The organism is Acinetobacter sp. SAAs474 (genome assembly GCF_032823475.1).
In the GTDB taxonomy this organism is placed as follows: domain Bacteria; phylum Pseudomonadota; class Gammaproteobacteria; order Pseudomonadales; family Moraxellaceae; genus Acinetobacter.
Map to the genome: position 1 here is coordinate 975638 of NZ_CP127915.1, position 26660 is coordinate 1002297.

21 protein-coding genes and 2 tRNA genes are annotated in these 26660 nt (G+C 38.7%); 12 read left to right on the forward strand and 11 right to left on the reverse strand.

The features are described from left to right. Positions 1-12: 12 nt before the first annotated feature. Complete coding sequence (locus QSG86_RS05540; protein ID WP_317030583.1) at positions 13-1425, forward strand: FAD-dependent oxidoreductase; 1413 nt, start codon at positions 13-15, stop codon at positions 1423-1425. A 135-nt stretch (positions 1426-1560) separates the two neighbouring features. On the opposite strand, the gene QSG86_RS05545 is transcribed toward QSG86_RS05540, so the two are convergent. The 5 genes from QSG86_RS05545 to hisB all read right to left on the reverse strand — a co-directional run bounded on the left by QSG86_RS05545 (position 1561) and on the right by hisB (position 5594). Beyond that, on the reverse strand, positions 1561-2454 hold the full coding sequence (locus QSG86_RS05545) for a DMT family transporter (protein ID WP_317030584.1): 894 nt from the start codon (positions 2452-2454) through the stop codon (positions 1561-1563). A 173-nt stretch (positions 2455-2627) separates the two neighbouring features. Then, complete coding sequence (hisA, locus tag QSG86_RS05550; protein ID WP_317030585.1) at positions 2628-3350, reverse strand: 1-(5-phosphoribosyl)-5-[(5-phosphoribosylamino)methylideneamino]imidazole-4-carboxamide isomerase; 723 nt, start codon at positions 3348-3350, stop codon at positions 2628-2630. Between the two features lie 281 nt (positions 3351-3631). After that, positions 3632-4132: a DUF805 domain-containing protein gene (locus tag QSG86_RS05555; RefSeq protein WP_317030586.1), complete on the reverse strand. Its 501-nt coding sequence runs from the start codon at positions 4130-4132 to the stop codon at positions 3632-3634. A 251-nt stretch (positions 4133-4383) separates the two neighbouring features. Then, positions 4384-5001 (reverse strand): imidazole glycerol phosphate synthase subunit HisH, encoded by a 618-nt coding sequence (hisH, locus tag QSG86_RS05560; RefSeq protein ID WP_317030587.1) that lies wholly within the window; start codon positions 4999-5001, stop codon positions 4384-4386. After that, positions 5001-5594 carry an imidazoleglycerol-phosphate dehydratase HisB gene (gene hisB, locus QSG86_RS05565; protein WP_317030588.1) on the reverse strand — a complete coding sequence of 198 codons (594 nt, stop codon included), beginning with the start codon at positions 5592-5594 and terminating at the stop codon, positions 5001-5003. Before hisB ends, hisH begins: the two co-directional genes overlap by 1 nt. A 93-nt stretch (positions 5595-5687) precedes the next feature. On the opposite strand from hisB, the gene QSG86_RS05570 reads away from it, so the two are divergent. The 5 genes from QSG86_RS05570 to QSG86_RS16645 all read left to right on the forward strand — a co-directional run bounded on the left by QSG86_RS05570 (position 5688) and on the right by QSG86_RS16645 (position 7832). Then, entirely contained in the window at positions 5688-6065 is a 378-nt protein-coding gene (locus QSG86_RS05570) for a GNAT family N-acetyltransferase (protein ID WP_317030589.1), read from the forward strand. A gap of 146 nt (positions 6066-6211) precedes the next feature. Beyond that, positions 6212-6287, forward strand: a tRNA-Phe gene (locus tag QSG86_RS05575). A gap of 124 nt (positions 6288-6411) precedes the next feature. Then, positions 6412-6487 (forward strand) — tRNA-Phe (locus QSG86_RS05580). Between the two features lie 234 nt (positions 6488-6721). After that, on the forward strand, positions 6722-7453 hold the full coding sequence (locus tag QSG86_RS05585; protein WP_317030590.1) for a class I SAM-dependent methyltransferase: 732 nt from the start codon (positions 6722-6724) through the stop codon (positions 7451-7453). 304 nt (positions 7454-7757) lie between these two features. Then, positions 7758-7832, forward strand: a complete 75-nt coding sequence (locus QSG86_RS16645; RefSeq protein WP_410487512.1) for a helix-turn-helix domain-containing protein — start codon at positions 7758-7760, stop codon at positions 7830-7832. A 449-nt stretch (positions 7833-8281) separates the two neighbouring features. On the opposite strand, the gene QSG86_RS05590 is transcribed toward QSG86_RS16645, so the two are convergent. The 3 genes from QSG86_RS05590 to ompR all read right to left on the reverse strand — a co-directional run bounded on the left by QSG86_RS05590 (position 8282) and on the right by ompR (position 12467). Then, the gene (locus QSG86_RS05590) at positions 8282-9799 is read right to left on the reverse strand and encodes an acetyl-CoA hydrolase/transferase family protein (RefSeq protein WP_317030591.1); all 1518 of its coding nucleotides are present in this window, start codon (positions 9797-9799) and stop codon (positions 8282-8284) included. Between the two features lie 206 nt (positions 9800-10005). After that, positions 10006-11466 carry an ATP-binding protein gene (locus tag QSG86_RS05595; protein WP_317030592.1) on the reverse strand — a complete coding sequence of 487 codons (1461 nt, stop codon included), beginning with the start codon at positions 11464-11466 and terminating at the stop codon, positions 10006-10008. A gap of 236 nt (positions 11467-11702) precedes the next feature. Further along, positions 11703-12467: a two-component system response regulator OmpR gene (gene ompR, locus QSG86_RS05600; RefSeq protein ID WP_317030593.1), complete on the reverse strand. Its 765-nt coding sequence runs from the start codon at positions 12465-12467 to the stop codon at positions 11703-11705. Between the two features lie 330 nt (positions 12468-12797). Here ompR and QSG86_RS05605 point away from each other — a divergent pair, with 330 nt between their 5' ends. Then, complete coding sequence (locus tag QSG86_RS05605) at positions 12798-15155, forward strand: Tex family protein (RefSeq protein ID WP_317030594.1); 2358 nt, start codon at positions 12798-12800, stop codon at positions 15153-15155. 111 nt (positions 15156-15266) lie between these two features. On the opposite strand, the gene QSG86_RS05610 is transcribed toward QSG86_RS05605, so the two are convergent. The 3 genes from QSG86_RS05610 to QSG86_RS05620 all read right to left on the reverse strand — a co-directional run bounded on the left by QSG86_RS05610 (position 15267) and on the right by QSG86_RS05620 (position 18223). Next, positions 15267-15578, reverse strand: a complete 312-nt coding sequence (locus tag QSG86_RS05610) for a hypothetical protein (protein WP_317030595.1) — start codon at positions 15576-15578, stop codon at positions 15267-15269. 236 nt (positions 15579-15814) lie between these two features. Next, positions 15815-16702, reverse strand: a complete 888-nt coding sequence (locus QSG86_RS05615) for an SDR family NAD(P)-dependent oxidoreductase (protein WP_317030596.1) — start codon at positions 16700-16702, stop codon at positions 15815-15817. A 243-nt stretch (positions 16703-16945) separates the two neighbouring features. Then, the gene (locus QSG86_RS05620) at positions 16946-18223 is read right to left on the reverse strand and encodes an O-acetylhomoserine aminocarboxypropyltransferase/cysteine synthase family protein (protein WP_317030597.1); all 1278 of its coding nucleotides are present in this window, start codon (positions 18221-18223) and stop codon (positions 16946-16948) included. A gap of 299 nt (positions 18224-18522) precedes the next feature. On the opposite strand from QSG86_RS05620, the gene ettA reads away from it, so the two are divergent. From ettA to QSG86_RS05645, 5 genes are all read left to right on the forward strand, one after another. After that, positions 18523-20184 (forward strand): energy-dependent translational throttle protein EttA, encoded by a 1662-nt coding sequence (ettA, locus tag QSG86_RS05625; RefSeq protein ID WP_317030598.1) that lies wholly within the window; start codon positions 18523-18525, stop codon positions 20182-20184. Positions 20185-20377: 193 nt separating this feature from the next. After that, complete coding sequence (locus tag QSG86_RS05630; protein WP_410487445.1) at positions 20378-20767, forward strand: cation efflux protein, CzcI-like; 390 nt, start codon at positions 20378-20380, stop codon at positions 20765-20767. A gap of 55 nt (positions 20768-20822) precedes the next feature. After that, positions 20823-22211 carry a TolC family protein gene (locus QSG86_RS05635; protein WP_317030600.1) on the forward strand — a complete coding sequence of 463 codons (1389 nt, stop codon included), beginning with the start codon at positions 20823-20825 and terminating at the stop codon, positions 22209-22211. 1 nt (position 22212) lies between these two features. Continuing rightward, on the forward strand, positions 22213-23418 hold the full coding sequence (locus tag QSG86_RS05640) for an efflux RND transporter periplasmic adaptor subunit (RefSeq protein WP_317030601.1): 1206 nt from the start codon (positions 22213-22215) through the stop codon (positions 23416-23418). Further along, positions 23408-26596 (forward strand): CusA/CzcA family heavy metal efflux RND transporter, encoded by a 3189-nt coding sequence (locus QSG86_RS05645; RefSeq protein WP_317030602.1) that lies wholly within the window; start codon positions 23408-23410, stop codon positions 26594-26596. The genes QSG86_RS05640 and QSG86_RS05645 overlap by 11 nt, the downstream gene beginning before the upstream one ends. The last annotated feature ends 64 nt before the right edge of the window (positions 26597-26660 follow it).

Below are 26660 nucleotides of genomic sequence, written 5' to 3' on the forward strand. Positions count from 1 at the left end.
TGAGTAAAACTAATGCATATACAAAAACCAAAATTTGTCGATGATGTTGAATATAAAGCCAGTCATCATGTACAAACTGGTCAAGAATGGAACTGGTTGAATCCCGATCGTGGTCACTTTGATTTTCCAGCAAATTATTATGAAAGCTCACTAGAAACATGGGCGCAGTTTGCAACATTAGATCATGAGGCTGAATGTGATGTAGTGGTGATTGGTGGTGGATTATTAGGATGTTCAACAGCATTGCATTTGGCTGAGCAAGGGGTTGATACGATATTAGTGGAAAAAAATCGTATTGGTAGTGCTGCTTCGGGACGTAATGGCGGACAATTAACACCAGGTTTGGCTCGTTGGGAAGCGAGTGAAATGTTAACGCATTTTGGTTATGAAGATGCCAAACGACTTTGGCATTTTACCTCAACAGAAGCGATGAGCTTAATTGATCAAATTATTGATCGTTATCAACTCGATTTACAGCGAAAATCTGGACATATTACAGCTGCTGTTCATGAAGGACATTTGGTTGGTTTAACACAAGCGGCAGATGCACGAAAATTTTTAGGTGAATCTCATACTAAAATCATGGGTCAACATGAATTGATGGAACATGTTGTTTCAGAACAATATTGTGGTGGCTTATTTGATCGTTTAGGTGGCCAGATTCATCCATTAGCGCTAAACCGTGGTTTGGCTTATGCATTTCATCAACAGGGTGGCAAAATTTATGAACAAACTGAAGTGATCAGGATTGATGAACGAGATGATGCCATTTATGTGCATACTGCTCATGGCGTGATTAAGGCGCGTCAATCTGTTGTCATTGCAGTTCATCATGGTTCATTTAAGCTTTTGGAGACACAGCAGCAAACCACCATTCCATTTTATACTTATGTCTGTACCACAGCACCATTAGAAGTTGATTTAAAACAATTATTGCCTACAGATGCTCCTGTATATGATACGCAATTTCAGATTGATTATTATCGTGGCGTGTCAAAAAATCGGTTATTATTCGGTGGAGAAGGTACGGGTTCATGTTGGGGTCCAGCAAAAACTGAGCAATATTTACAAGGTCGTATTCGATATGTTTTTCCACAATTAGCACACGTTAAATTGGATTTTGTCTGGAGTGGAACGACTGATTTAACAGTGAATGGTGCAACAGATAGTCGAAAATTTGGTCATAAATTCCCAATTTATGCTGTACATGGCTGGAGTGGTCATGGTGTGGCGCAAACCGTACGTATTGGTAAAGCTATTGCTGATGATTTCTGTAAAAAAACGGCTGATTTTACCATGCTGACTTCAATTAGTCATAAAGATATACTTTTTGGGCGTGCCTTAGCACCGCTGGTGATTCCAATGGCAAAAAGTGCTTATGCTGTGGGTGCCTGGATGAATCCTGGTAAAATGGTATCATTTTAGTTGGCAAGATGGTCAATAGCTAGATGATATGCATCATATAGCTAGATGATATGCATCATATAGCTATATGATGCATATGACTATATAGGATATCCGATGCCATGATGTTGCATATAGCGTGGTGATGATCTGTGATCAAGATTGATTTTTATTTGTTTTAGGTCTGAATTCACTTAAAATTACACCTAAAACAATGCATATTCCACCGAGAATACTGAGCAGTGGCAAACGTTCACCTGCGATCCGACCAATCAGAGCTGCCCAAACAGGCTCACCGGCATAAATAATGGCAGCCTGGGAAGATTCTACATATTGTTGTGCCCAGTTCATGACCAGTTGAATACAGGCACTGGCAATACCTAAGCCGATTAATATGCTGATTAAGGACCAATTGAATGCGGGCATGCTGGTTTCACCCGCGATTGGTGCAATCATGAAACATAAGAAAGAAGCAAAAAAAAGTTGTAATACGGTGAGCCGGCGAATATTGACACGTGTAGCAAAATATCCGATGAAAATAATTTCAAAGGCGATTGCAATCGCACCACATAAGGTAATGATTTGTCCAAATTGTAATTGTAAGTTATTGAATTCTTTTACTGTCAGCAGTAATAATCCGAGAAAAGCACAGGCAACACCTAGCCACATCATTTTATTGGGCTGCTTTTTAAAGCATATCCACATAAAAATGGGCACTAACGGAACATATAATGCGGTTAGAAATGCAGATTCACTGCTGCTGATGGTTTGTAGCCCAATCGCTTGTGTACCGTAACCTAACCCAATCATCCCCCCAATCAAAAAACCTGCAACACATTCTTGTCGATTAAACTGTTTTAAATGTGGCCAAGAAATTAGGCTTACCGCAATTGCTGCAGCGGCAAAGCGTAAAGCCACAAAGAGAATGGGACTACTAAACTGTAATCCATATTGTACGGTAAGAAAGCTTCCGCCCCAGATCAATGTAATCATGATCAAGGCCAATTGTGGGATTTTAGTTTGGATCTTGTGTATGACAGAGAAGGACATAAATGATGATTAATGCTCGCAGTCTTCGCTCAATCAAGTGATTTATGCTAACCAGTATTGAATGAATGCAGCAGATGATGAGCGTGTAATTTAGCCTCGCAGGATTTGAGGACCATCTTGAGCTTAAAAAAGGTCATGTTGACCTCTTTTAAGCATTATGCTGTTGCACAGCTTTAAGCATCTAACAAGGCTTGTGCTTCATGCAAATTAAGTGAACCCTCATAAATTGCACGGCCCGTAATTGCACCTAAAATTCCAGGCTGACCTTTAAGTAAACGGACATCATCCAGATTCGTTACGCCACCAGAGGCAATCACTGCCAAACCTGAAGTATTGGCTAAGTGAACGGTTTGTTCGATATTAACACCCTGCATCATGCCATCACGTGCAATATCGGTATAGACAATACTAGAAACACCTGCATCAGCAAAGCGTTTTGCTAAATCAGCTGCCTTAACATCGGTGATATTGGCCCAACCATCAGTTGCTACCATACCATTCATGGCATCAATACCGACAATAATATGCCCAGCAAATTTTTGACATGCTTCTTCAACAAATGTTGGGTCTTGAACAGCTTTGGTACCAATAATGACATAGGATACGCCTGCATCCAAATAATGCTCAATGGTTTCAAGAGAACGGATACCACCGCCAATTTGAATGGGGAGATTTGGCTGTGCTTTGGCAATTGCTTCTACCACTGGCTTATGAATAGGGGTTCCTGCAAAGGCACCATTTAAATCGACTAAATGTAAGCGGCGAGCACCTTCATTAACCCAATGTTGTGCTGTTGCTACTGGATCATCAGAAAATACAGTATCGTCTTCCATACGACCTTGTTTTAAACGGACACATTTACCATCTTTCAGGTCAATTGCAGGGATGATCAGCATGCTTATGCTCCTCGCCAAATCTTTAAATAAAGTAGAATTTTGCCATCTTAACAAAGTATTGCCCAATCGCTAAGTAGCGAATGATGATTTTTATTTCAACAACATCAGTCACTCTTCTGTCGTGCTGTACTGAAGTGACGCTATAAAGTACCTATTGAGCCAGTCAAGAACATGGTTGAGTGGAATGAAATTTGCGACGCTAAATTTTATTGTTGTACGCTAGTATCGTTCGTTCATATTGGATTTTTATATGACTAGTACTGATTTTATTATGCAAAAAGTTAGCTTTTATTGAATATAAAACCGATCAGCAGTATAGATAATCCTAATAGAATTAAAAGTAACAGAACCATTTGACACCAGCCTAATATTTTTTCCCAGCCATACATGTTCCATGGATAGCCATAGCGATTTAAAGCCTGATTACCTCGACTCACTAAAAGATAGCAGATAAAAATTAAATTTAATCCGGGTACAAAATACAATACAACAAACCAGCTTCGATGATTACGATCATGTAATCGACGAATGATAATAATTAAAATATAGTAGAGATACGGTAGTAAGAGTACGATCATCAATACAATATATAAATATTCGATTAATACCGGACGCCTATCGTGCCAAATCAGCCAAAGACAAAATTCAACAACAAAAATGATAGTTAGAAAAATAAGGTTAACAAGGCATAGCCATGCAGCAAAAGCGAGCCGACCAAAACGCCCACGTGCATACAAAGGTTTATCCAATAACGGATGTTGTGGCTTAAAGGGAAATCGCATGAGGTATTGACCTCTGTATTTTAATTGTGATTTTTTACTTTATAATTTATATGAAAAATTAAATTTTAAACAAAATTCATAATAAACAATATGTTAATTATTTATTTTAAAGGATGCTCGATTGATCAATCAAGTGGCTTAATGGTAAAAAATTAATTTTGAGTACAGTACTAATAAAGGATAAGATTGCGATACCCATAAAAAAAAGCCCATTGAGGCGAGCTTTTTTGGGTATGCAATCTAGGCAAATGTTAAATATTCCACTCAACAAAGTTTTTCAATAATTGTAAGCCAGCAGTATGACTTTTTTCAGGATGAAACTGAGTTGCAAATAAATTTTCTTGATGAATCGCCGTACAAAAACTTAAACCATAGTCACATGTTGCAGCGACAATATCATGGTCTTGAGGTTCAACATAAAAGCTATGCACAAAATAAAAACGAGTATCTTGTTCAATATTTTTCCACATTGGGTGGCTTGGATCAGTTTGATGTACTTGATTCCAGCCCATATGAGGCACTTTTAAATCAGCAAAATCAGGAAAACGTTTGACTTGACCCTGAAAAATTCCCAGTGCTGCTACGCCATTATTTTCTTCAGAGTGTTGCATCAAAGCCTGCATACCTACACAGATTGCAAGTACAGGTTTATTAAAGGCAGCATGACGAATTACGTCATTAATTCCAGCTTCATGCATTCCTTGCATACAGTCGCGCATTGCCCCTACACCAGGAAAGACGATTTTATCTGCTTGGGCAATCAGTTTGGGATCATGGGTAACATCAACAGTTGCACCGACGTATTCTAGCGCTTTTGCTGCTGAATGTAGATTTCCCATGCCATAATCAAGAAGGGCGATACGGGTCATTACAAAGTCCCTTTGGTTGATGCAACAGTATTTTCTGCACGAGGATCGATTTCACATGCCATACGTAAAGCACGTGCAAATGCTTTAAATACACTTTCAATTTGATGGTGGCTATTTTTGCCTTTTAAGTTATCAATATGTAGTGTCATTAAGGCATGATTGACAAAGCCTTGGAAAAACTCTGAAAATAAATCGACATCAAAGTTACCAATGCGTGCACGGGTAAACGGAATATCCATCCATAAACCCGGACGACCAGATAAATCAACTACGACACGGCTTAATGATTCATCTAGGGGGGCATAAAAATGACCATAACGACGTAAACCTTTTTTATCGCCTAAGGCCTGTGCAAACGCTTGTCCTAGTGTAATACCACAATCTTCTACCGTATGATGATCATCAATCTCGATATCACCATCACAATGAATATCAATATCAAATAAGCCATGTCGCTTGATTTGGTCTATCATATGGTCTAAAAATGGGACACCAGTATTGAGTGTGCCTTGGCCTGTACCATCAAGATTCACACGAACTCGAATTTTGGTTTCGTTGGTGTTTCTTACCACTTCACTGATACGTTGCGTCATAGACACGTTCCTCAAAAACGTCAAAAATGATGTAAAAATGTTTTTCGTTGTGACGAAGTCACTGCATATTAGATTGCTTAGGAGGGTTAATCAATGCCTATTACCGTTCATCCTCAAACTTCTGTAAAAAATGATGACGTTCGACAGCAACTACAACGACTTTATGATACAAGTCCTGAGTTTGAAGATGGAAAACATGCACTTGAACAACTTGAACAACAGTTAAATCAATATACCGTGCTTTATACTGCAGAATTTAATTGCAAAATTATTGGCGCCATTTGGTGTCGTGGTCAAGGAGACTCTAAGCATTTAGAGCACTTGGTTATTCATCCAGCAAACCGTGGTCGTGGTGTTGCACAAAGATTGATCGCTGAACTATATCGGCTAGAACAAGCTCAAGGGATAAAAACCTTTCAACCCGGCTGTGTTGCAATTCAGCGTTGTTTAGCACAAATACAGCAAGCATAAAATGTGAAATAGATGCCTTAAGTAAACGCTTTTTTAATTTTAATGTAGGTAAACATCTCTATTTTGCTTTAAAAATAAACATTTGATATAAAAGTGATAAAAGTCACTTGACGTATCGACGCTGAACTTGTTTAATACGCGTCATTGGCGTGATAGCTCAGTCGGTAGAGCAACGGATTGAAAATCCGTGTGTCCCCAGTTCGATCCTGGGTCTCGCCACCATATTCAAAAAATCCCTAGCAATTTTGCTGGGGATTTTTTTATTGTGTAAAAAAAAAGCATTTAAATAAAATAAATCGGATTTATATTGACTATTTAATCGAGATGCGGCTTAATACACGGCATTGGCGTGATAGCTCAGTCGGTAGAGCAACGGATTGAAAATCCGTGTGTCCCCAGTTCGATCCTGGGTCTCGCCACCATATTCAAAAAATCCCTAGCAATTTTGCTGGGGATTTTTTATTTTAGGATCATATTGATTTATTTTGGCGAAGAAAAAAATAAAGTTAAATCGATAGATACATGATTCATATCGTTCCATCAATTTATAACGGTTGGCTTTGGATTAAATTTTTATTACCAAATTATCTGTTCATATTCCATCGTTTGGTTTTAGATTGTGATAAAGAATAATCAACATGATCAAGGAACCATGGATGAAAGATTTATTTTCTGTACAGAGTCAACTTTATCAATCTGCTCGTCCGAGTTATCCCGCGTATGTACTGCAGGCTATTTTACCTTATGTAACGCAGCATCAACGCGCTTGGGATTGTGCTGCAGGATCAGGACAATTTACTCGATTATTAAGCCCTTACTTTGATCAAGTCATTGCCACCGATTTAAGTGCACAACAATTGGCACATGCACCAAATTTGCCAAATGTCGACTATCGTGTACAGGCTGTGGAAAAAACGGTTTTTCCTGCACAATATTTCAACTTGATTACGGTCGCTCAAGCGATTCATTGGTTTAATTTTGATTTATTCTATCAAACCGCACAACGTTGCTTAACATCTGATGGTGTAATTGCTGTTATTGGTTATGGTTTATTAACGGTGGATGATGATGAAATTCATGATATGGTGCAAAAATTATATCATCACATTTTAAACGGATATTGGGACATTGAACGACGTTATTTGGATGAGGAATATAAAACGATTCCTTTTCCATTTAAAGAAATTTTGCTACCGCAATTACACATGACCTATTCATGGTCTTTATCGCAATTGCTGGATTATCTCAATACATGGTCCGCAATCCGGCATTACCGACAACAACATCAACAAGATCCATTACAGGATTTTCTGGAAAAATTGCAATATGCAGATCCAATGCTGCAGATCTCATTTCCTATTTTTTTACGTTTGGGAATGAAGCAATAAGAGGGTTGGATGTTAGTTTTACTATCGTGATAATGATCAGTCAATATAGTGAATCATCCATGAGCGGTCGATGTGATCTTACTCTGAGAAAAGGAGTAAATTGATGGCTTATACTGGATGTTTAACTAATTGTGCGAAATTCTCCATCCATAATCCCTAGAAACAGTGTTTCTAATTGGGCGGTGATGGATAGCACACCAATCGTTTAGATTGGTTAGCAACGTCAACTTGTGATGTATGACTTTATTGCATCAGCCTTTTTCTATTTATTAAAAGATATCATTCTTGTATGAATGGCGTCTTAATGAAAGCCTATAAATACCGTATTTATCCGAATGGTGAACAAAGAGTGTTAATTGAATGGGGAAATTACCGCTAAGTGTTCGATTTTCGAGTGTCCAAGTTGCAACTTGGTTGAAGATCGTGACGTCAATGCGCGTATTAATATCCGTAATTTCGCTTTAGCTGATGCACTAGGGCTTAGTGCTGTGTAAAGAGTTCCTGTGCCACGATACTTGTCAGTGCAAGTGTGACATCGCAAGGTGTAATCAATTTGATTGCATGGGTCGCAAAGATTCCCCCACGATAACCTTTGGTTTAGTGGTGGGAGTATATCAATTGGCCGACTACGGTTAAAGAGAGGGATGTGTGCTTCGTCGTGCTTGATTAGGCCTAAGATCAGCATATATGAATATCGTCAATATGATCACATTGAGGAGCAATACAGCGGTTCTTACAGCCTATTTACTGAGATCTTATATATTGATATAAAAAAGCCAGTCTGTGTGACAGACTGGCTTGATCTTATCGTCTATTTAGACCACAGTATTACGCAGTTTTTTCTTCTGCTGCAGATGGAAGCATGTGACCAGTTTCTTCAAAATTGGTGTGCCAAGATAGCGCTTCACGAAGAATATGTGGTGTATGCCCGCCAATTGCACAAGCACGATCAAAGTAGTCATTCAATGCATCACGATACATTGGGTGTGCACAATGATCGATGATTGCACGTGCGCGCTCACGTGGTGCTAAGCCGCGTAAATCAGCTAGACCTTGTTCAGTCACTAAAATGTCTACATCGTGTTCTGCATGATCAATATGTGATGCAAATGGTACTACAGAAGAAATATCACCACCTTTTGCAATTGACTTGGTAACAAAGATTGCCAGATGAGCATTACGTGCGAAATCACCTGAACCACCAATACCATTCATCATTTTGGTACCACAAACGTGAGTTGAGTTAACGTTACCGTAAATATCAAACTCAAGGGCAGTATTAATACCAATAATACCTAAACGACGTACCAGCTCTGGATGGTTAGAAATTTCTTGCGGACGTAGTACTAATTTATCTTTGTACTGTTCAAGATTATTAAATACTTTCTCACCATATTTTGCTGAAAGAGTAATAGAAGAACCTGAAGCAAATTTCATTTTACCAGCATCAATGAGTTCAAAAGTACAATCTTGTAGTACTTCAGAATACATAATTAGGTCTTCAAAATTAGAATCTTTTAAACCAGTGAGTACGGCATTGGCAATTGAACCAATACCAGCCTGTAATGGACCTAGATTTTTTGGTAAACGTTGCTCTGCCACTTCTTTTTCAAAAAATTCGATTAAGTGGTTTGCAATCGCTTGAGTATCTACATCCGGTTCGGTGACGGTTGATGGAGAATCATGTAAGTCATTATTAAATACAATGCCTACAATTTTGGCTGGATCGATCTGAATGGCTTGTGTACCAATACGCTCATCCACTTGAGTTAGTGGAATAGGTTGACGTGTTGGGCGATAGCTTGGGATGTAGATATCATGTAAGCCTTCAAAAGCAGGGCTTAAGTTGGTATTGATTTCAACAATCACTTGATCAGCAAAAATAGCGAAACTTGCTGAGTTTCCTACAGATGTTGTTGGAATAATGCCACCATCTTCTGTAATTGCGACAGCTTCGATCACAGCAATATCTGGTTTTTTTAACTGAAGGTTACGCATTTGTTCAACAGTTTCAGATAAATGCTGGTCAATAAACATGACTTCGCCTTTATTGATGGCTTTACGTAATGTATTGTCTACTTGGAACGGTAGGCGACGTGCTAGAACACCCGCTTCAGTCAATTGTTTATCTAAATCGTTTCCTAAAGATGCACCAGTAATCAAAGTGATTTTTAAAGGATTTTTTTGGGCTTGTTTCACTAATGCTAATGGTACTGCTTTTGCTTCACCTGCACGAGTAAAACCACTCATTCCGACTGTCATGCCGTCTTGAATAAAAGCAGAAGCTTCTTCTGCACTAATCACTTTATCATGCAGTGATGTCAAACGAATACGATCTAAAGACATGGTTTACTCTCGTTAAATTCTTAAAACTGATACGGATTGTACCGATCAAAAAAACCATTTTGCATACCTGTTAGGCTAAGGTCTAATTTTTTGCCGAAATGTAGGTATAAATTTTCTTGATGTTTTTTATACCATTGTTTTTGAATGATAAAAACAGTGTGGTATAAAGATTGATCAAAATTGATTGATCAATATTTGTGCTTTTGTTAAAAGCGTTCTGCCCAAGTTTGTTTAAATTTTTCAAATCTGCTGATTACATGGGGGTGCTCTTTTTCTGTCAAATGGAGGGGTAAGGCAATAATCGCTTCTAGTCCACCTTCGACTTTATTATGAATCGTTAATTCACCTTGATGGATATCAACAATACGTTTGACAATCGCTAAACCGAGGCCGCTTCCTTGAATAGTACGCGCTTCATTACCACGTACAAAAGGCTGCATTAATTCTTCAATTTGATTTTCAGGGATACCGTCACCATGATCGGCAACTGAAATATAAATTTTTTGGTTTTGATACCAAGCACTTAAGTCAATTGGTTCTGCACCATAACGTTTTGAATTATTAATTAAATTACCAATTAACCGTTTAAGGGATAAGCTGCGTGCTTCAATATTAGGCAGCTCTTGCGGTGTAAAACGAATATTTAACGGTTTAAACTGAATTACTAATTCTTGTAATAGTCCATTGATATTGGTGCTCTGTAGCTCTTCATCTGAGCCATCACGCATATAAGAAATAAACTGATTTAAAATAGCATCCATATCATCGACATCATAGATTAAACCTTCTTTGAGAAAATCATCATTTGACATCATTTCTGCACTGAGACGGATACGTGTCAGTGGTGTGCGCAGATCGTGGGAAATACCTGCAAGCATGATTTTTCGATCTTTTTCTGTTTTATCCAGTGTATAGATCATCAGGTTAAAGGCTTGATTGACCTGACGAATTTCTAATGGTCCATGATTGGTTTCTAAATAAGGAGCAAATCCAGTTTTGGTATAACTATTGGCTGCATTTTGTAAGCGTAATAAAGGACGGTTGAGTTGACGAACCAATGTTAAAATAATGATCGCTGCAATCAGAGGAATGCCCAATAACCAGCCTAAAAGCAGTTCAGGACTATAGTTGGCATAGGTTTTTAAGGGTTCACGTACCCAATTACCTTGCATGGCAGGGGTTTGAATCCAAATACTTGGGGTCGGCTTAAACTGAAAGTAGACAATTACATTGTCAATATTTAATTCATTAGCGAGTTTTTCCTCAACTTTATTGGTAAAAAATTCTGCAATCACCTTGTCTTTAACATTTGGAAATTCTTTGGGATTCGTCACATATTCAATCCCGACACGTTTTTTCATCCAAGTATCGACATCAACTTTATGGCCATTTTGAAAAATTTCTAAATCAGGATTGTTAATGACTTCAAGTTCAGTGGCTAAATAACGTGCATGTTGCTGAATTTCAGGTAAATAAAGTGTTCTCCAAAAAAACCACAACGACATAAATAGGCTAAAAAACACCACAAATAAAACTAAAACAGTGGTACGCATTGCCGCAGAACGAGGTTTGATTTTGTCGAGAAAACGTTCCCAGTGAGTACGTTTACGTTCTGAATATTTGACAAAATCGGTAAATTCTTGCGGATCTATGGGGTCGAGTTTCACTGATTTATCCTACATGATGCCATTCGGGTATGTGGGCTGATATAAAAGCAATACAGGCATTACAGCTTTATTGATAGCTGTATCAAGTCTTGGACAGATTGCGCCATCCGCTTTATCAGTCGCAGATGATGCACCATACGTAGTGGTGATATAAAGTTTTAAAGCATTCTCTCTTTATATTGAGCCACTACGACTGGTGAGTTTTAGCGCAGTGTCTAGTCTTTATAATCTATTACCTATTCGGCACCATCTGGAACAAAGACATAACCTACGCCCCAAACCGTTTGAATATAACGGGCACGGGCAGGGTTTTCTTCAATCAAACGGCGTAGGCGAGAAACCTGAACGTCAATTGATCGTTCCATTGCTCCCCATTCACGTCCACGTGCTAGATTCATAAGTTTATCACGTGTCAGCGGTTCACGAGGATGCTGTACCAAGGCTTTAAGTACAGCAAATTCACCTGTTGTGAGTGTAACGACTTGGCCTTCACGTGTCAGTGTGCGTGTCGAAAGGTCTAAAAACCATGGACCAAAGCTGACCACTTCCATTTGTTGGCTCGGTGCGCCAGGTACTTCGCGAACTTGACGACGAAGGACTGCACGGATACGTGCCAATAATTCATTGGGATTAAATGGTTTTGGCAGGTAATCATCTGCACCTGCCTCTAATCCAGCAATTCGATCAGAATCACTGCCACGTGCAGTGAGCATAATTACAGGGGTATCGATATTCGATTGACGTAAACGACGGCAAATGCTTAATCCATCTTCTACAGGGAGCATGAAATCTAACACAATAAGAGAAAATAGCTCACGCTGGAGGAGACGATCCATTTGTGTGGCATCGTGAGCTGTTTTAACTACAAAACCTTTGTCTTCGAGAAAGCGTTGCAAAAGTGTACGTAAACGAACATCATCATCAACAACGAGGATACGTTCAATGCGGTCAGTTTCGGCTTGTACAGTATCTGTATTTTCAGCAGGTACAACTAAACTCATGATGTGCTCCTTTATCTTTATTGTCATCGTAAATGAAATGCTGAGTTAACATTGAGTATACGATTGATTACTATAGGTTGACTATGTGCTAAAACGACAATTACAGTTTAAATCAAGCTATAGATACTAAATATATACAGGTAAAGCAAAAATAAACCAGTATAAAAATATGAATTTATGCTGATAATGCTTATAATTTAATAGATTTTTTTAAAATCTGTCATTTAATGGTATTGTTCATTAATAATTTTAATAAAACAATTGTGGATTTTATACACTCGGTCTTTATAATCATGGCTTTTAGTATCTATCCTTGTGGAATCAAACAAGATGACTGACTTAGTTCAGCAGTTGGCAAAAGAACTTGCCGTACGTCCAAACCAAGTAGAAGCAGCAATCAAGTTAATTGATGAAGGTGCTAGTGTTCCGTTTATTGCACGTTACCGTAAAGAAGTAACGCAAGGCTTGGATGACATTCAACTACGTCAACTTGATACGCGCTTAGCTTATTTGCGCGATTTATTTGAACGTCGTGAAAAGGTCATTGAGTCGCTAAAAGAACAAAATAAATTATCCGATGATTTATTAGTGCGTGTGAATGCTGCTGAAACTAAAAATGCATTAGAAGAAATTTATGCGCCATACCGTCCAAAACGGACCAGCAAATCATTTAAGGCAAAAGCTGCAGGCTTAGGCCCGATTGCAGACAAAATATGGCATGAAGCCATTGATCCAATTGCTGCGCTGGAAGGCTTTAGCCATGAAGAATATCCTGATGTAGAAAGTCAACTTGATGCAATTCATCATATTTTAATCGATGAATGGGCACAGAATATTGCATTAACAACAGCCTTAAAAGCAGCATTTGCTAAAACAGCATTGCTTAAAAGTGCTGTTGCCAATGATGAGAAAAAGGAAGTTGGTAAGAAATTCCGTGATTATTTTGACTTTTCTGAAAGTTTAAATAAAGTTGCTTCTCATCGTTTATTGGCAATGTTACGTGGCCGTCAGGAAAATGTATTGACTTTAAAAGTCGATGGTGATGATGAGTTGCCGCTTTCATTGATTGCCACTGAATATGATTTGACAACAGTTGAACCACAAACGCGTCAGACTTTTTTACAGCAAACTGCACAATTATTCTGGTTAGCGAAGATTCGTCCAAGTATTGAACATTCTTTATTAACAGAAAAACGTTTAGCTGCTGAAGCAGAAGCCATAGATGTATTTGCTGAGAATTTACGTCACTTACTGCTTTCTGCGCCTGCGGGAACACGTTGTACCTTAGGTGTTGATCCGGGTATTCGAACTGGCGTTAAACTGGCAGTGGTGAATCAATCGGGTGATGTACTGACACACAGTACCATTTATCCATTTGCACCAAAAGAAGATAAAGCAGGCTCAATTACTGAATTGGCGCGTTTATGTCGTGAGTTTAATGTTGATTTGATCGCGATTGGTAACGGTACTGCTAGCCGTGAAACTGAAGCGCTGATTGCTGAAATGATGAGTGCCAATACAGATTTGAATTTAACGCGTGTATTGGTTTCTGAAGCTGGCGCATCGGTTTATTCAGCTTCAGAATTGGCGACGCAAGAACTACCAGATCTTGATGTATCTATTCGTGGTGCAGTTTCTATTGCACGTCGTTTACAAGATCCATTGGCAGAATTGGTTAAAATTGATCCAAAATCGATTGGTGTTGGCCAATATCAATATGATGTCAATCAAGTGAATCTTGCTAAGACATTGGATGCTGTGGTTGAAGATTGTGTTAACGCTGTTGGTGTGGATGTCAATACAGCCTCTGCGGCGATTTTGGGCTATATTGCTGGTTTAAATAAAGCCATTGCACAGCAAATTGTTGAGTTTAGAAAAGAGCATGGCCGTTTTAACAGTCGTCAAGAGTTGAAAAAAGTGCCACGTTTGGGTGAGCGTACTTTTGAGCAAGCAGCCGGATTTTTACGTATTCAAGATGGTATCGAACCGCTAGATGCATCTGCAGTACATCCCGAATCTTATGCTTTGGTCAGTAAAATTGTGACAGCTAAAGCAACTTCAGTACAAGCGATCATTGGTAATAGCGAGATTATTCGTCAAATCAATGTAGATGACTTTATTGATGAACAATTTGGTGTATTGACTGTTCAAGATGTTTTAGCTGAGTTGGAAAAACCAGGTCGTGATCCACGTCCTGAATTCCGTACAGCAAAATTCCGTGAAGATATCACTGAAGTTGCACATCTTGCTGAAGGTATGCAGTTAGAGGGGGTTATTACTAATGTAACCAACTTTGGTGCATTTGTTGATGTGGGTGTACATCAAGATGGTTTAGTACATATCTCTGAGTTAACCAATGAATTTGTTGCTGATCCGCATAAAATTGTTAAACCGGGTCAAATTGTGCAGGTTCGTGTATTAAGTGTAGATGTTGAACGCAATCGTGTTAATTTGTCGATGCGCCCAGAAGGGGCTGCTGTAGCGGCAAAACCACAGCGTCAGCCGCGTCGTGATACGGCAAATGAACCACGTGGTGAGCGTAAAGCACATGCTAAACGTCCACAACATGCACGAACAGGCAATGAACGCGGGCAGGTTAAAAAATCACAAAATTCAAAACCACAAGAAAATAAAATTGGCGGTTTTGGTGCTTTGTTATTGCAAGCGGGTGTTAAAGGTTCTCAGTAAGGCTGTTGTGCTGTTTAAGTACGATCTTCAGTATTACCAATCAAGCCAGTCAGTCAAATGACTGGCTTTTTTAATACCGATCAGAATGGCAGATCTAGCACCCTATGAAGTTTAAATCAGCGGGACAATCCAACTACAAATGATGAGCATAATACCTAAATGGCCTAATTTGCGAGTAACTTGTTCGAGTTTAGAGGGGATAAAAACAGTGTTATTGACGACTTTATTCGAATTAAAGAGTTTATTGAGTTTGCTGGCGCTTAAAAATACACCTAAATCGATACAGATCAGTATGGTACCAATATTGGCGACTAGATCCATTAAAATATAGTGACCTGTATAGAGTGAAAGAGTGACTTGGTATAAAAGAAAAAGTGCAAAGCCAAAGCAGACAAGGCGTAAAACTAAAGCTAAAATTCGCATAAATCACAAACACCAAATCAGTGCTATCTTGAGAGGATAACAATATTAAAAAACCAAAAAGATAAAACCATTAGACTTGCCAATCATGGGAATCTTATTTGCTGTTGGCAAATCTAATATATTATTTTAATTACATATTTTATGTTCAATGTCGCGAGTGCACATTGAGTATGTAAAAAAACAGGATAAAAATGCCAGATTTAATATAGCAATTTATCTGAAATAGGTCTATTCATTTACCAATGTTCGCCAGGGAATAAACGTGCATATGCTTTTTGTACCCAGTTTAATTTCTGTGACTGACCAACCGATGCACTAGAACTTGGAAAGAGGTGATAGCCAATCGACATAAATTTATTATTAATTCCTGGTGCAATCGAATACGTAATAGATGCAAGACGTCCTAAATGTGTAGCAACTTTTTTGGGGCGTTTAATAATTGCATAAGCCACCAAATCTGCTGCTTGTTCAGGTGAGAGTGTTGGGACATATTTATAAATTTTAGTGGGCGCAATCATCGGCGTACGTACCAGCGGCATATAGACCGATGTAATGGCAATTTTATGCCCGTGTACTTCTGCTGCCAGACAGCGACTAAAAGCATCTAATGCAGCTTTAGAGGCGACATAGGCAGAAAAGCGTGTTGCATTCGCCAGTACACCAATTGAACTAATATTAATAATATGGCCGTCACGACGTATCATCATCTGTGGCAAAATATTCATAATTAAGCGAATGGCACCAAAGTAATTGAGCTGCATGGTGCGTTCAAAATCATGAAATCGGTCAACAGACTCATGTACGGCACGACGAATTGAACGGCCTGCATTATTCACTAATATATCAATATGATCGACTGCACTTAAAATTTGTTTTGAGGTCGCATCAATACCATCCATATCATTGAGATCACATGGGAAAATTAAGGCTTGTCCTCCTTTTGCTTCAATTGCTGCCTTGACCTCTTCCAAGGTGTCTGCTGTTCGTGCAACCAAAATGACACGTGCACCTGCATCCGCAAGTTTATGTGCTGTTGTGAGACCGATACCACTAGAAGCACCGGTAATCAAAACAGTTTTACCTTTTACTTTTTGTTGAAATTCTTTTTCAAGTTTCGCTTTCACTTTTCAGACCCTTGCGACTCAATTGACTGGCATTTCTGATCTGATTATATCGTCAATATGACTGAAGTTAAGTTAAATTGTTTTTTATTTTTGCGACGATGAGATGACGATGAGATATTGTATGCTTTAAACATTATTTAGATTAATTTTAAGGGCTTAGTATTATTTTCTCGAATAGTTTGTCATGATAGATACAACAACCTCTTTAATTTAGGTGAAATCAAAGAGGCTGAATATAGCAGATTAAACTTGTGCCAAAGCTTGTTCTAAATCGGCAATTAAGTCATCAATATGTTCAATACCAATAGAGAGGCGGACCATATCTTCACTTACACCAGCAGCGCGTAGTTCTTCTGGACTTAATTGACGATGTGTTGTGGTTGCAGGATGACAAGCCAAGCTTTTTGCATCACCAATATTGACCAAGCGTGTAAACAGTTGTAGGGCATCAATAAAACGCGTCCCCCCCTCACGTCCATCTTCTACACCAAAAGAAAGAATGGCAGAAGGTTTACCTTTTACATATTTTTGTGCCAAAGCATGCTGTGGATGATCAGTTAGACCTGCGTAATTGACCCATTTTACTTTAGCATGTGCATTTAAATATTCTGCCACTTTTAACGCATTTTCAGTATGACGTTCCATACGTAAATTCAGTGTTTCTAAACCTTGTAAAATTAAGAAGACACTTAAAGGACTAATCGCTGCGCCTGTATTACGTAAGGGTACCACACGAGCACGAGCAATATATGCGGCATCTCCTAATGCTTCCACATAATTTACCCCATGGTAACTTGGATCAGGCGTGTTTAGAACTTTAAAACGTTCAGGGTATTTGCCCCAAGGGAATTTTCCGCTATCAATGATGGCGCCGCCAATACTATTGCCATGTCCACCAATATATTTGGTTAAAGAATGGACGACAATATCTGCGCCATGTTCAAAAGGTTTTAGTAGTGCAGGTGTAGCAACAGTATTATCGACAATTACCGGAATACCATGTTGATGTGCAATTGCTGCAATGGCTTCTAAATCAATGATATTGCCAAGCGGATTGCCAATTGACTCAATAAAAACCAATTTAGTTTTTTCATCAATTAAATCAGCAAGACTTTCAGGTTTTTGATAATCAAAAAAACGGACCTCAATACCTTGTTTAGGTAAGGTATGGGCAAAGAGGTTATAGGTTCCACCATATAGTGTAGACACTGAAGCAATATTATCACCTGCTTCTGCAATGGTTTGAATCGCATAAGTGATGGCAGACATACCTGATGCAACAGCAAGTGCACCAATTCCCCCTTCAAGTGCAGCAAGACGTTGTTCAAGCACTGCCGTAGTTGGGTTCATGATTCGAGTATAGATATTGCCTTGCACTTTTAAATCAAATAGATCTGCACCATGTTGGGTATTATCAAAAGCATATGAGGTTGTTTGATAAATGGGTACTGCAACGGCTTTGGTGGTCGCTTCCGGGCTATAGCCAGCATGAATCGCTAAAGTTTCATCTTTATAAGTCATGTTAATTTTGTCAAAATTGTAAAATATCGGATTGAGTTTAGCATTAAACTTATGCGTGTAAAGTGATTAAATGTTGAATTTAAATCTTTTATTTTCATAAAGGTCGGTATAATTTAGACTGCGATAAGTGGTATTGATGCTCTACAATATTGTTGATTATTTATACCAATATCTTTTGAGATAAAAGCTTACATATGATGAAGTGCATGCCTTATGTTTTCAGTACTTTCATCGTATAATGACCCGATTAATTTTTTTCGCACCCTGCGATATTTTGGTTTTCTATTGAGGAGTCCTACGTGGCCCAATATATTTACACGATGAACCGTGTGTCTAAGATGGTTCCGCCAAAGCGCGAAATCTTAAAAGACATCTCTTTGTCATTTTTTCCAGGTGCTAAAATTGGTGTACTTGGTTTAAACGGTGCTGGTAAATCTACTTTGCTTCGTATTATGGCTGGCGTAGATAAAGATTTCTCTGGTGAGGCACGCGCTCAACCAGGTACTAAAATTGGTTATTTAGAGCAAGAACCGCCACTAGATCCAACCAAAGATGTGCGTGGTAATGTTGAAGATGGTATGCGTGAGGCATTGGACGCTTTAGCGCGTCTCGATCAGGTTTTTGCTGAATATGCTGAACCAGATGCAGACTTTGATAAACTGGCTAAAGAGCAAGAAAAATTAGAAGCAATTATTCAAACTTGGGATGCACATAATTTAGACAACCAGCTTGAGCAGGCTGCGGCTGCATTAAACTTACCAGCTTGGGATGCAGATGTGACCATGTTATCTGGTGGTGAGCGTCGCCGTGTCGCACTTTGTCGTTTACTGCTTTCTAAACCGGATATGTTATTACTTGATGAACCGACAAACCATTTGGATGCTGAATCTGTATCTTGGTTGGAACGTTTCTTAAAAGATTTCCCAGGAACGATTGTGGCCATTACCCATGACCGCTATTTCTTGGATAATGTGGCTGAGTGGATCTTAGAACTTGACCGTGGGCATGGTATTCCATACCAAGGTAACTATTCTGCTTGGTTAGAGCAGAAAAATGCCCGTTTAGAGCAGGAAAATAAACAAGAAGAATCTTTTGCTAAAGCATTGAAAAAAGAACTTGAATGGGTTCGTTCAAATGCGAAAGGTCAGCAAAAGAAAAACAAAGCACGTATGGAACGCTTTGAAGAGTTAAACTCGCGCGAATTCCAACAACGTAATGAAACTTCAGAAATCTATATTCCACCTGGTCCACGTTTAGGTAATAAAGTGGTTGAAGTGGAAAATATCAGTAAATCATTTGCTGATAAGTTGTTATATAAAGATTTATCTTTCACTGTTCCACCAACGGCAATCGTCGGTATTGTGGGTCCAAACGGTGCAGGTAAAACCACTTTATTCCGTATGATGACCGGTGAACAGCAGCCAGATACTGGTACAGTGACTTTAGGTGATTCTGTTAAAGTCGCATATGTGGGTCAGATTCGTGACACCTTAGATGACAATAAAACCGTTTGGGAAGAAGTTTCTGGTGGTTTAGATATTTTACGTGTCGGTGATTATGAAATTGCTTCACGTGCATATATTGGTCGTTTTAACTTTAAAGGCCAAGATCAGCAAAAACGTGTGGGTGAGTTATCTGGTGGTGAACGTAATCGTTTGCAGTTGGCAAAAATTTTACAGCAAGGTGCCAACGTTATCTTACTCGATGAACCATCTAACGATTTGGATGTAGAAACTTTACGTGCACTGGAAGATGCCATTCTAGTGTTCCCAGGTACCGTGATGGTGGTTTCGCATGACCGTTGGTTCTTGGACCGTATTGCCACACATATCTTATCTTTTGAAGATGAAACACCAGAGTTCTTTCCTGGTAACTATACCGAGTTTGAGGAATATCGCCGTAAAAAATATGGTGATGATCTAGCAGCAAAGCGCACTCGCTATCGTAAAATTGGTGCTTAATTGTTAAATTTGCGCCCATTGTTTTAATCGAAATGCCAATCAATTTTAGATTGGCATTTTTTATATTTGATTTAAAATTAATATTCTTAAATAACAAAAAATAACAAAGCTGCATTTTTAGATTTAAATTTGTAATGTTATTACACGGCACTTAATTGCTATATTTAGGCCAGTATTTTATTTGATGAATATCGTGAAACGTTCAAGATTATTTATAACAGTCTTGCTGAGCTTATTTATTTTCCAGAGTGCTTGGAATATTGCGGCTGCGTTTTGTATTCATGGTAATAATCCTGATTCTGCATTGATTAATCATTTTGGTCATCATGTATTAAATCAACAACATTATAATCATACTCATTCAGTATCTTCTGGGTCCTTGCTTAAATATTTAGATCAAATTAATCAACATGGTGATCATTTGCCTAGTGTGAATTGGGTCTATATTTTGCCCCAAGATACGGCGATAGATCCTAGAATGATCATTGTTTTTAGCCCCGTTATTTTTTGGGATCAAGCTAATTTTTATCAATCACCCTATTTAAATATTCCGATACAGCCTCCCGTATTTTCCCCGCTATAGGTGGGGTAGCCAAAATAAAACCGACCATTCGTTTTTTTACTAATGGTGTATATCTATGTCAAAAATAAAGTTAAATCCAAGAATTGGTTTACCGTTACGGTCGAATATTCATTTACTTGGTCGATTAGCCTGTGCATTGCTGATCAGTTTCAATATTGAAGCTGTCTATGCAAAGACTACCGATGCTACAACAGTTGATCAGCTCTCTTTGGCTGAAATTACTGAACGTGTTAAAGCCTATCAAAATTCACAGGGCGTGTGGCAAGCCCAGCAAGATATTGCAGATGCCAACATTAAAAATAGTCAGTTATGGAATAATCCTACCTTACAAGTAGATCGTACCGGATTTAAAAATGATCAAGATCAAGAATGGGCGGTTAGCCTATCACAGCCTTTAGATGTTTTTGGTCAACGCCGTGCCAGCCGTGCTTTAGCACATTTAAGCAAGCAACAAGCCAGTTTAAAACAAATGATTTATGATCAACAATTGGCGATGGCAGTCAAGTCGTTATGGTCACAAGTCATGTTGGCGGAAATTGAAACCAGACTGCTAAATGAGCAACTAAAGGTCAGTTTAGAAAATTTGGCAGCGACAGAAAAACGCTTTCAAGCAGGCAGTATTGCTCAGGTTGATGTAGAACGTGTGAGATTAACACAAACCAATCTTACTGCTTTAGTCCAGCAAGCAGACTTAACACGCCAAACTTTAAAAAATCAGTTATTTAATTTATGGGGGCAATCGACGGTCTCTAATGCGATTGGTGATGACTTTGTCTCTATGTGGCCACAAGATACTTTAACCAGCATAGAACAAAATCGAACAGAAAATCTCGTTGAAAAGTCTTTAAAACTAGATGAATTAGAAACCAGTGCTCAAATGGCCTTACTTAAAGCAAAAGCACGCCCGAATCCTGATATAAATCTAGGGGTTAAACGAACTAAAACAGCGCAAAATCAAGTTGATAGTCAATTGGTTTTAGGTGTGAGCGTACCCTTGAAATTGTTTAATCGAAATCAATATGCGACACAAATTGCACAGGTTAAGTCTGCGCTAATCGAAAAACAGCAAAACTTTTATCAAACACAGAATCAGTTAGATGTGCAAACCTTAGTGGTTGAGTTAAACCAATTAAAATCACAATTTGACTTTATTTTACAGCAACAGATTCCATTGGCTGTCCGTGTACAAAAACGCACCTTAGAAGGCTTTAAAGCAGGTAAGTTTAATGTCATGGATGTGCAGCAAGCGACAGCACAGTTATTGGATATTCGTTTGCAAAGTGTGCAGCTTTTAAAATCAGCTTGGCAAAAATCAATTGAAGCACAAAGTTTAAGTTTAGGGATTGATCCTAGCATAGTCACGTCTAAAAATGTCTTGGTACAACTCAATCAGGCCTTGATACAAGAAACCAAAGCGCTACCCGTTATAGAGGCAGGAAATTAAGATGAAAAATATTGCGAATCAATATGGAAAAGTTTCACAGAAAGTCTTAATTCTGATCGTCTTAATCATCACGGCCTTGATTGCACTGGGTTTAGCTTTTTGGAAAAAAACACCTGCAGAAGCAACAACAGATACTCAAACTGCACATGACGAAGAAAAAGAGGCAGAGCAGACCGTTAGTTTGACTGCACAGCAGGTTACAGAACAGGGTATTCAGCTACATAAAGCAGAAGTAGGGCCAATTGAGCAAATTATTAATTATCCAGCACGCTTGGTTGCCAATACCGATCAGCAAGCACATGTTGCGCCAAGTTTTAGTGGTCAAGTTCAATCTGTTAATGTTGCTTTAGGGGATTATGTTCAAAAAGGTCAAGCGCTGGCTGTTTTATGGGTACCTGATTTGGTTGACCAACAAGCTGAATTAAAAATTGCTCAGACTAACTTGCAATTGGCGCAACAAGATTATCAACGTGAGCGAGATTTATGGGCACAAGGGATTTCAGCGAAGCAGGATTATCAACGTGCATCGAATGCATACCGTCAAGCCCAAATCCAATTACAAGCTGCTCAAACGCGCTTATCTGCATATGGTGCACGCGCAGATTCTAATGGGCGTTATATTTTAAAAGCACCGATTTCAGGTGTGATTAGTCAAAAAGATATTGTAGTTGGTGAAAATGTACAGCTTGCTTCATCACTATTTGTTATTGATCAATTGGATCAACTGTGGTTAGAGTTTTTGGTACCTAATATTGATGTAGCACAAATTCAGCCAAATCAAATCATTGAATTTAAATCCTTACAAACAGGCAAAAAATATCAGGCACAAATTGTACATTTAACAGCGATGGCTGATACACAAACGGGTCGTTTGCAAGTACGTGCTAAAGTTCTTGATCGTGCAGATGAATTACGTCCAAATTTAATGGTCAATATTGAATTGCAACAACATAAAGCAGATCAATCATTACGTGTGTTAAAACGTGCTGTACAACAAATTGATGGTAAAGATGTGGTCTTTGTACCTCATTCAAAAGCCAAGCAAATTATTTTTAACCCACAACCTGTGACATTAGGACCAAGTTCAGTGGATGGGCAATGGGTTGAAATTACTAAAGGTTTAAAGGCGGGACAGTCTTATGTGGGGCAAGGTAGCTTTTTGTTAAAATCTGAACTGGAAAAGGGGGAAGCAAGTCATGCACATTAATGATATTGAACAGCCCAAGCAGGATCCTCAGGATTGCTTACCACCACCAGAAGGTCTTTTTGATCGCATTATTCAGTTTTCGATTCGTAATGCGATTTGGATCATGTTGTTTACGATGGCATGGATTGCTGTCGGGATTTATAGCTATCAAAAACTACCGATTGATGCTGTACCTGATATTACCAATGTCCAAGTCCAGATTAATAGCCAAGCCAATGGTTTTAGTGCTTTAGAGGTTGAACAGCGGATTACTTATCCAATTGAAACGGCAATGGCAGGGATTCCGAACTTAGAGCTCACTCGCTCTGTATCACGTTACGGCCTGTCGCAAATTACTATTGTATTTAAAGATGGCACTGATATTTACTGGGCAAGACAGCAAATTAATCAGCGTTTACAGGAAGCCAGTACTGAATTACCGGAAAAAATTTCTCCAACCATGTCACCTGTTTCAACTGGACTGGGCGAAATTTATCAATGGATTGTAAAGGCACAGCCGACTGCTAAAAAGCCAGATGGTTCAGCATATGAGCCGATGGACTTGCGTGAAATTCAAGACTGGATCATACGCCCACAATTACAACAGGTAAAAGGTGTTGCAGAAGTTAATACCATTGGTGGCTTTAATAAAACTTATGTGGTTACACCTGATTTAAGTCGTTTACAACAATTGCAAATTAGCACCACAGACCTACAAAAGGCATTGCAAGAAAGTAATGAAAATCGTGGTGCTGGCTATATTGAGGAAAATGGTCAACAGCTTACGGTACGTGTTCCTGGTTTATTAAATACCGTTCAAGATATTGAAAATATTACGGTAAGTACCAAACAAGGCTATCCAATTCGCGTTGCAGATATCGCTCAGGTTTCAATCGGGCATGATTTACGTACTGGTGCAGCCACCTATAATGGTGAAGAGACAGTACTGGGTATTGTCATGATGGGAATTGGTGAAAATAGTCGCACGGTAGCAAAAGCTGTTGATGCAAAAATACAAGAAATTCAGAAAACTTTACCTAAAGGTGTACAGATTGAAACAGTTTATGATCGAACATCACTGGTAGAGCGTGCAATCGCAACGGTACAAAAAAATCTGGTTGAAGGTGCCGTGTTAGTGATTGTGATTTTATTCTTATTTTTGGGTAATTTTAGAGCAGCGCTGATTGTTGCTTGTATTATTCCATTATCGATGCTGTTTACATTAACGGGCATGGCTGAAAAAAATATCAGTGCTAATTTAATGAGTCTGGGTGCACTGGATTTCGGTATTATTGTCGATGGTGCGGTGGTGATTGTAGAAAACTGTATCCGGCGTTTGGCATTAGCACAGCATCAAAAAGGGCGTTTATTAACACGGAATGAACGCTTTACCGAAGTCTTTTTAGCGGCTCAACAAGCCCGTCGACCATTAATTTTTGGTCAGTTGATTATCTTGGTGGTGTATTTCCCTATTTTTGCTTTATCTGGTGTGGAAGCAAAATTATTTCATCCAATGGCCTTGACTGTGATTTTGGCCTTGATTGGTGCGATTATCTTATCTGTTACTTTTGTCCCAGCTGCAGTGGCTTTATTTGTGACTGGAGAAGTAAAAGAAAAAGAAAGTCGCTGGATGCTTTGGTTAAAGCAAAAATATGAGCAGCTTTTAGATATTGCATATCAATTTAAATATTTGGTCATTACTTTGGCATTATGTATTTTGGTGCTGACAGGGATTATTTCGACGCAGGTCGGCAGTGAGTTTGCGCCACAGTTGAGTGAGGGTGATTTTGCTGTACAACAATTACGTTCGCCAAGTACCAGCCTAAGCCAGTCTTTAAGAATGCAAGAAAATACTGAAAAGGTTTTGTTAAAAAAATTTCCAGAAATTAAAGCAATTTTTGCTCGAACAGGAACGGCTGAAGTTGCGACTGATGTGATGCCACCTAATATTTCAGATGGTGTTATTTTATTAAAACCACAAGCAGAATGGCCTAATCCTAAAGAAAATATTGCTCAATTACGTCAGCGTATGCAGGAATACTTAGAAACCTTACCGGGCAATAATAGTGAGTTCTCTCAACCGATTGAATTACGATTTAATGAACTGATTTCAGGTATTCGTAGTGATATTGGTGTCAAAGTTTTTGGTGATGATATGGTGATCTTAAATCAGGAAGCCGAAAAAATTGCTCAAAAAATGAGAAGTATTTCAGGTGCAACAGCCGTCAAGGTTGAGCAAACAGAAGGTTTACCCTTATTGAATGTTGATGTGGATAAGGCACTTGCAGCTCAATATGGTTTATCGATTAAGGCGGTACAAGATTTGGTTGCAGCCAGTATTGGTGGACAAAACGTCGGGCAAATTCTGCAAGGTGATCGACGCTTTGATTTTGTTATTCGTTTAAATGATGCACAGCGAACTTCTGAACAATTGTCAATTTTACCGGTATCTTTACCCAATGGAGGGCTGATTCAGCTTAAAGACATTGCCAAGGTTGAGGTAATCTCTGGTATTAATCAGGTGAGTCGTGAAAATGGTAAGCGTCGTGTGGTCATTACAGCCAATGTTCAAGGTCGAGATTTGGGCTCCTTTGTGCAAGAGTTACAAGGCCAATTATCACAGCAAGCGTTACCAACAGGCTATTGGTTAAGTTATGGCGGACAATTTGAAAATTTAGCATCAGCTAAAGATCGAATGACGATGGTTGTACCTTTGGCATTAATTACAATTTTCATTTTATTAATGGCTGTTTTCCATAACGTTAAAGAAAGCCTATTGGTGTTTAGTGGTGTGCCATTTGCCTTATCAGGTGGATTAATTTCACTCTGGTTAAGAGATATTCCTTTATCGATGTCTGCAGGGGTTGGCTTTATTGCCTTATCGGGTGTTGCGGTATTAAATGGTTTAGTGATGCTGACTTTTATTAAAGAGTTAAGAGCAAATCTGGATATTCATTTGGCGACATGGAATGGTGCTGTGCTGCGGTTACGCCCAGTATTAATGACGGCATGTGTGGCATCTTTTGGTTTTATTCCGATGGCAATTGCTACAGGTACAGGAGCAGAAGTACAACGTCCATTAGCAACTGTTGTGATTGGTGGAATTATTTCCTCAACGATTTTGACTTTAATTTTATTGCCGATTATTTATCGTTGGATGAATGAGCGAGTTACACAAAAAAAAGTATCTGTGCTTTAAAAAATAGCGCATTAGATCAACAATAAGCCGATCATAATAGCAGCAGAATGATCATATCTATGAT

Bases quoted from the DNA above. Each gene is read 5' to 3' on its own strand.
- QSG86_RS05540 (WP_317030583.1), top strand. From the start codon at position 13: ATGCATATACAAAAACCAAAATTTGTCGATGATGTTGAATATAAAGCC.
- QSG86_RS05545 (WP_317030584.1), bottom strand. From the start codon at position 2,454: ATGTCCTTCTCTGTCATACACAAGATCCAAACTAAAATCCCACAATTG.
- hisA (WP_317030585.1), bottom strand. From the start codon at position 3,350: ATGCTGATCATCCCTGCAATTGACCTGAAAGATGGTAAATGTGTCCGT.
- QSG86_RS05555 (WP_317030586.1), bottom strand. From the start codon at position 4,132: ATGCGATTTCCCTTTAAGCCACAACATCCGTTATTGGATAAACCTTTG.
- hisH (WP_317030587.1), bottom strand. From the start codon at position 5,001: ATGACCCGTATCGCCCTTCTTGATTATGGCATGGGAAATCTACATTCA.
- hisB (WP_317030588.1), bottom strand. From the start codon at position 5,594: ATGACGCAACGTATCAGTGAAGTGGTAAGAAACACCAACGAAACCAAA.
- QSG86_RS05570 (WP_317030589.1), top strand. From the start codon at position 5,688: ATGCCTATTACCGTTCATCCTCAAACTTCTGTAAAAAATGATGACGTT.
- QSG86_RS05585 (WP_317030590.1), top strand. From the start codon at position 6,722: ATGAAAGATTTATTTTCTGTACAGAGTCAACTTTATCAATCTGCTCGT.
- QSG86_RS05590 (WP_317030591.1), bottom strand. From the start codon at position 9,799: ATGTCTTTAGATCGTATTCGTTTGACATCACTGCATGATAAAGTGATT.
- ompR (WP_317030593.1), bottom strand. From the start codon at position 12,467: ATGAGTTTAGTTGTACCTGCTGAAAATACAGATACTGTACAAGCCGAA.
- QSG86_RS05605 (WP_317030594.1), top strand. From the start codon at position 12,798: ATGACTGACTTAGTTCAGCAGTTGGCAAAAGAACTTGCCGTACGTCCA.
- QSG86_RS05610 (WP_317030595.1), bottom strand. From the start codon at position 15,578: ATGCGAATTTTAGCTTTAGTTTTACGCCTTGTCTGCTTTGGCTTTGCA.
- QSG86_RS05620 (WP_317030597.1), bottom strand. From the start codon at position 18,223: ATGACTTATAAAGATGAAACTTTAGCGATTCATGCTGGCTATAGCCCG.
- QSG86_RS05635 (WP_317030600.1), top strand. From the start codon at position 20,823: ATGTCAAAAATAAAGTTAAATCCAAGAATTGGTTTACCGTTACGGTCG.
- QSG86_RS05640 (WP_317030601.1), top strand. From the start codon at position 22,213: ATGAAAAATATTGCGAATCAATATGGAAAAGTTTCACAGAAAGTCTTA.
- QSG86_RS05645 (WP_317030602.1), top strand. From the start codon at position 23,408: ATGCACATTAATGATATTGAACAGCCCAAGCAGGATCCTCAGGATTGC.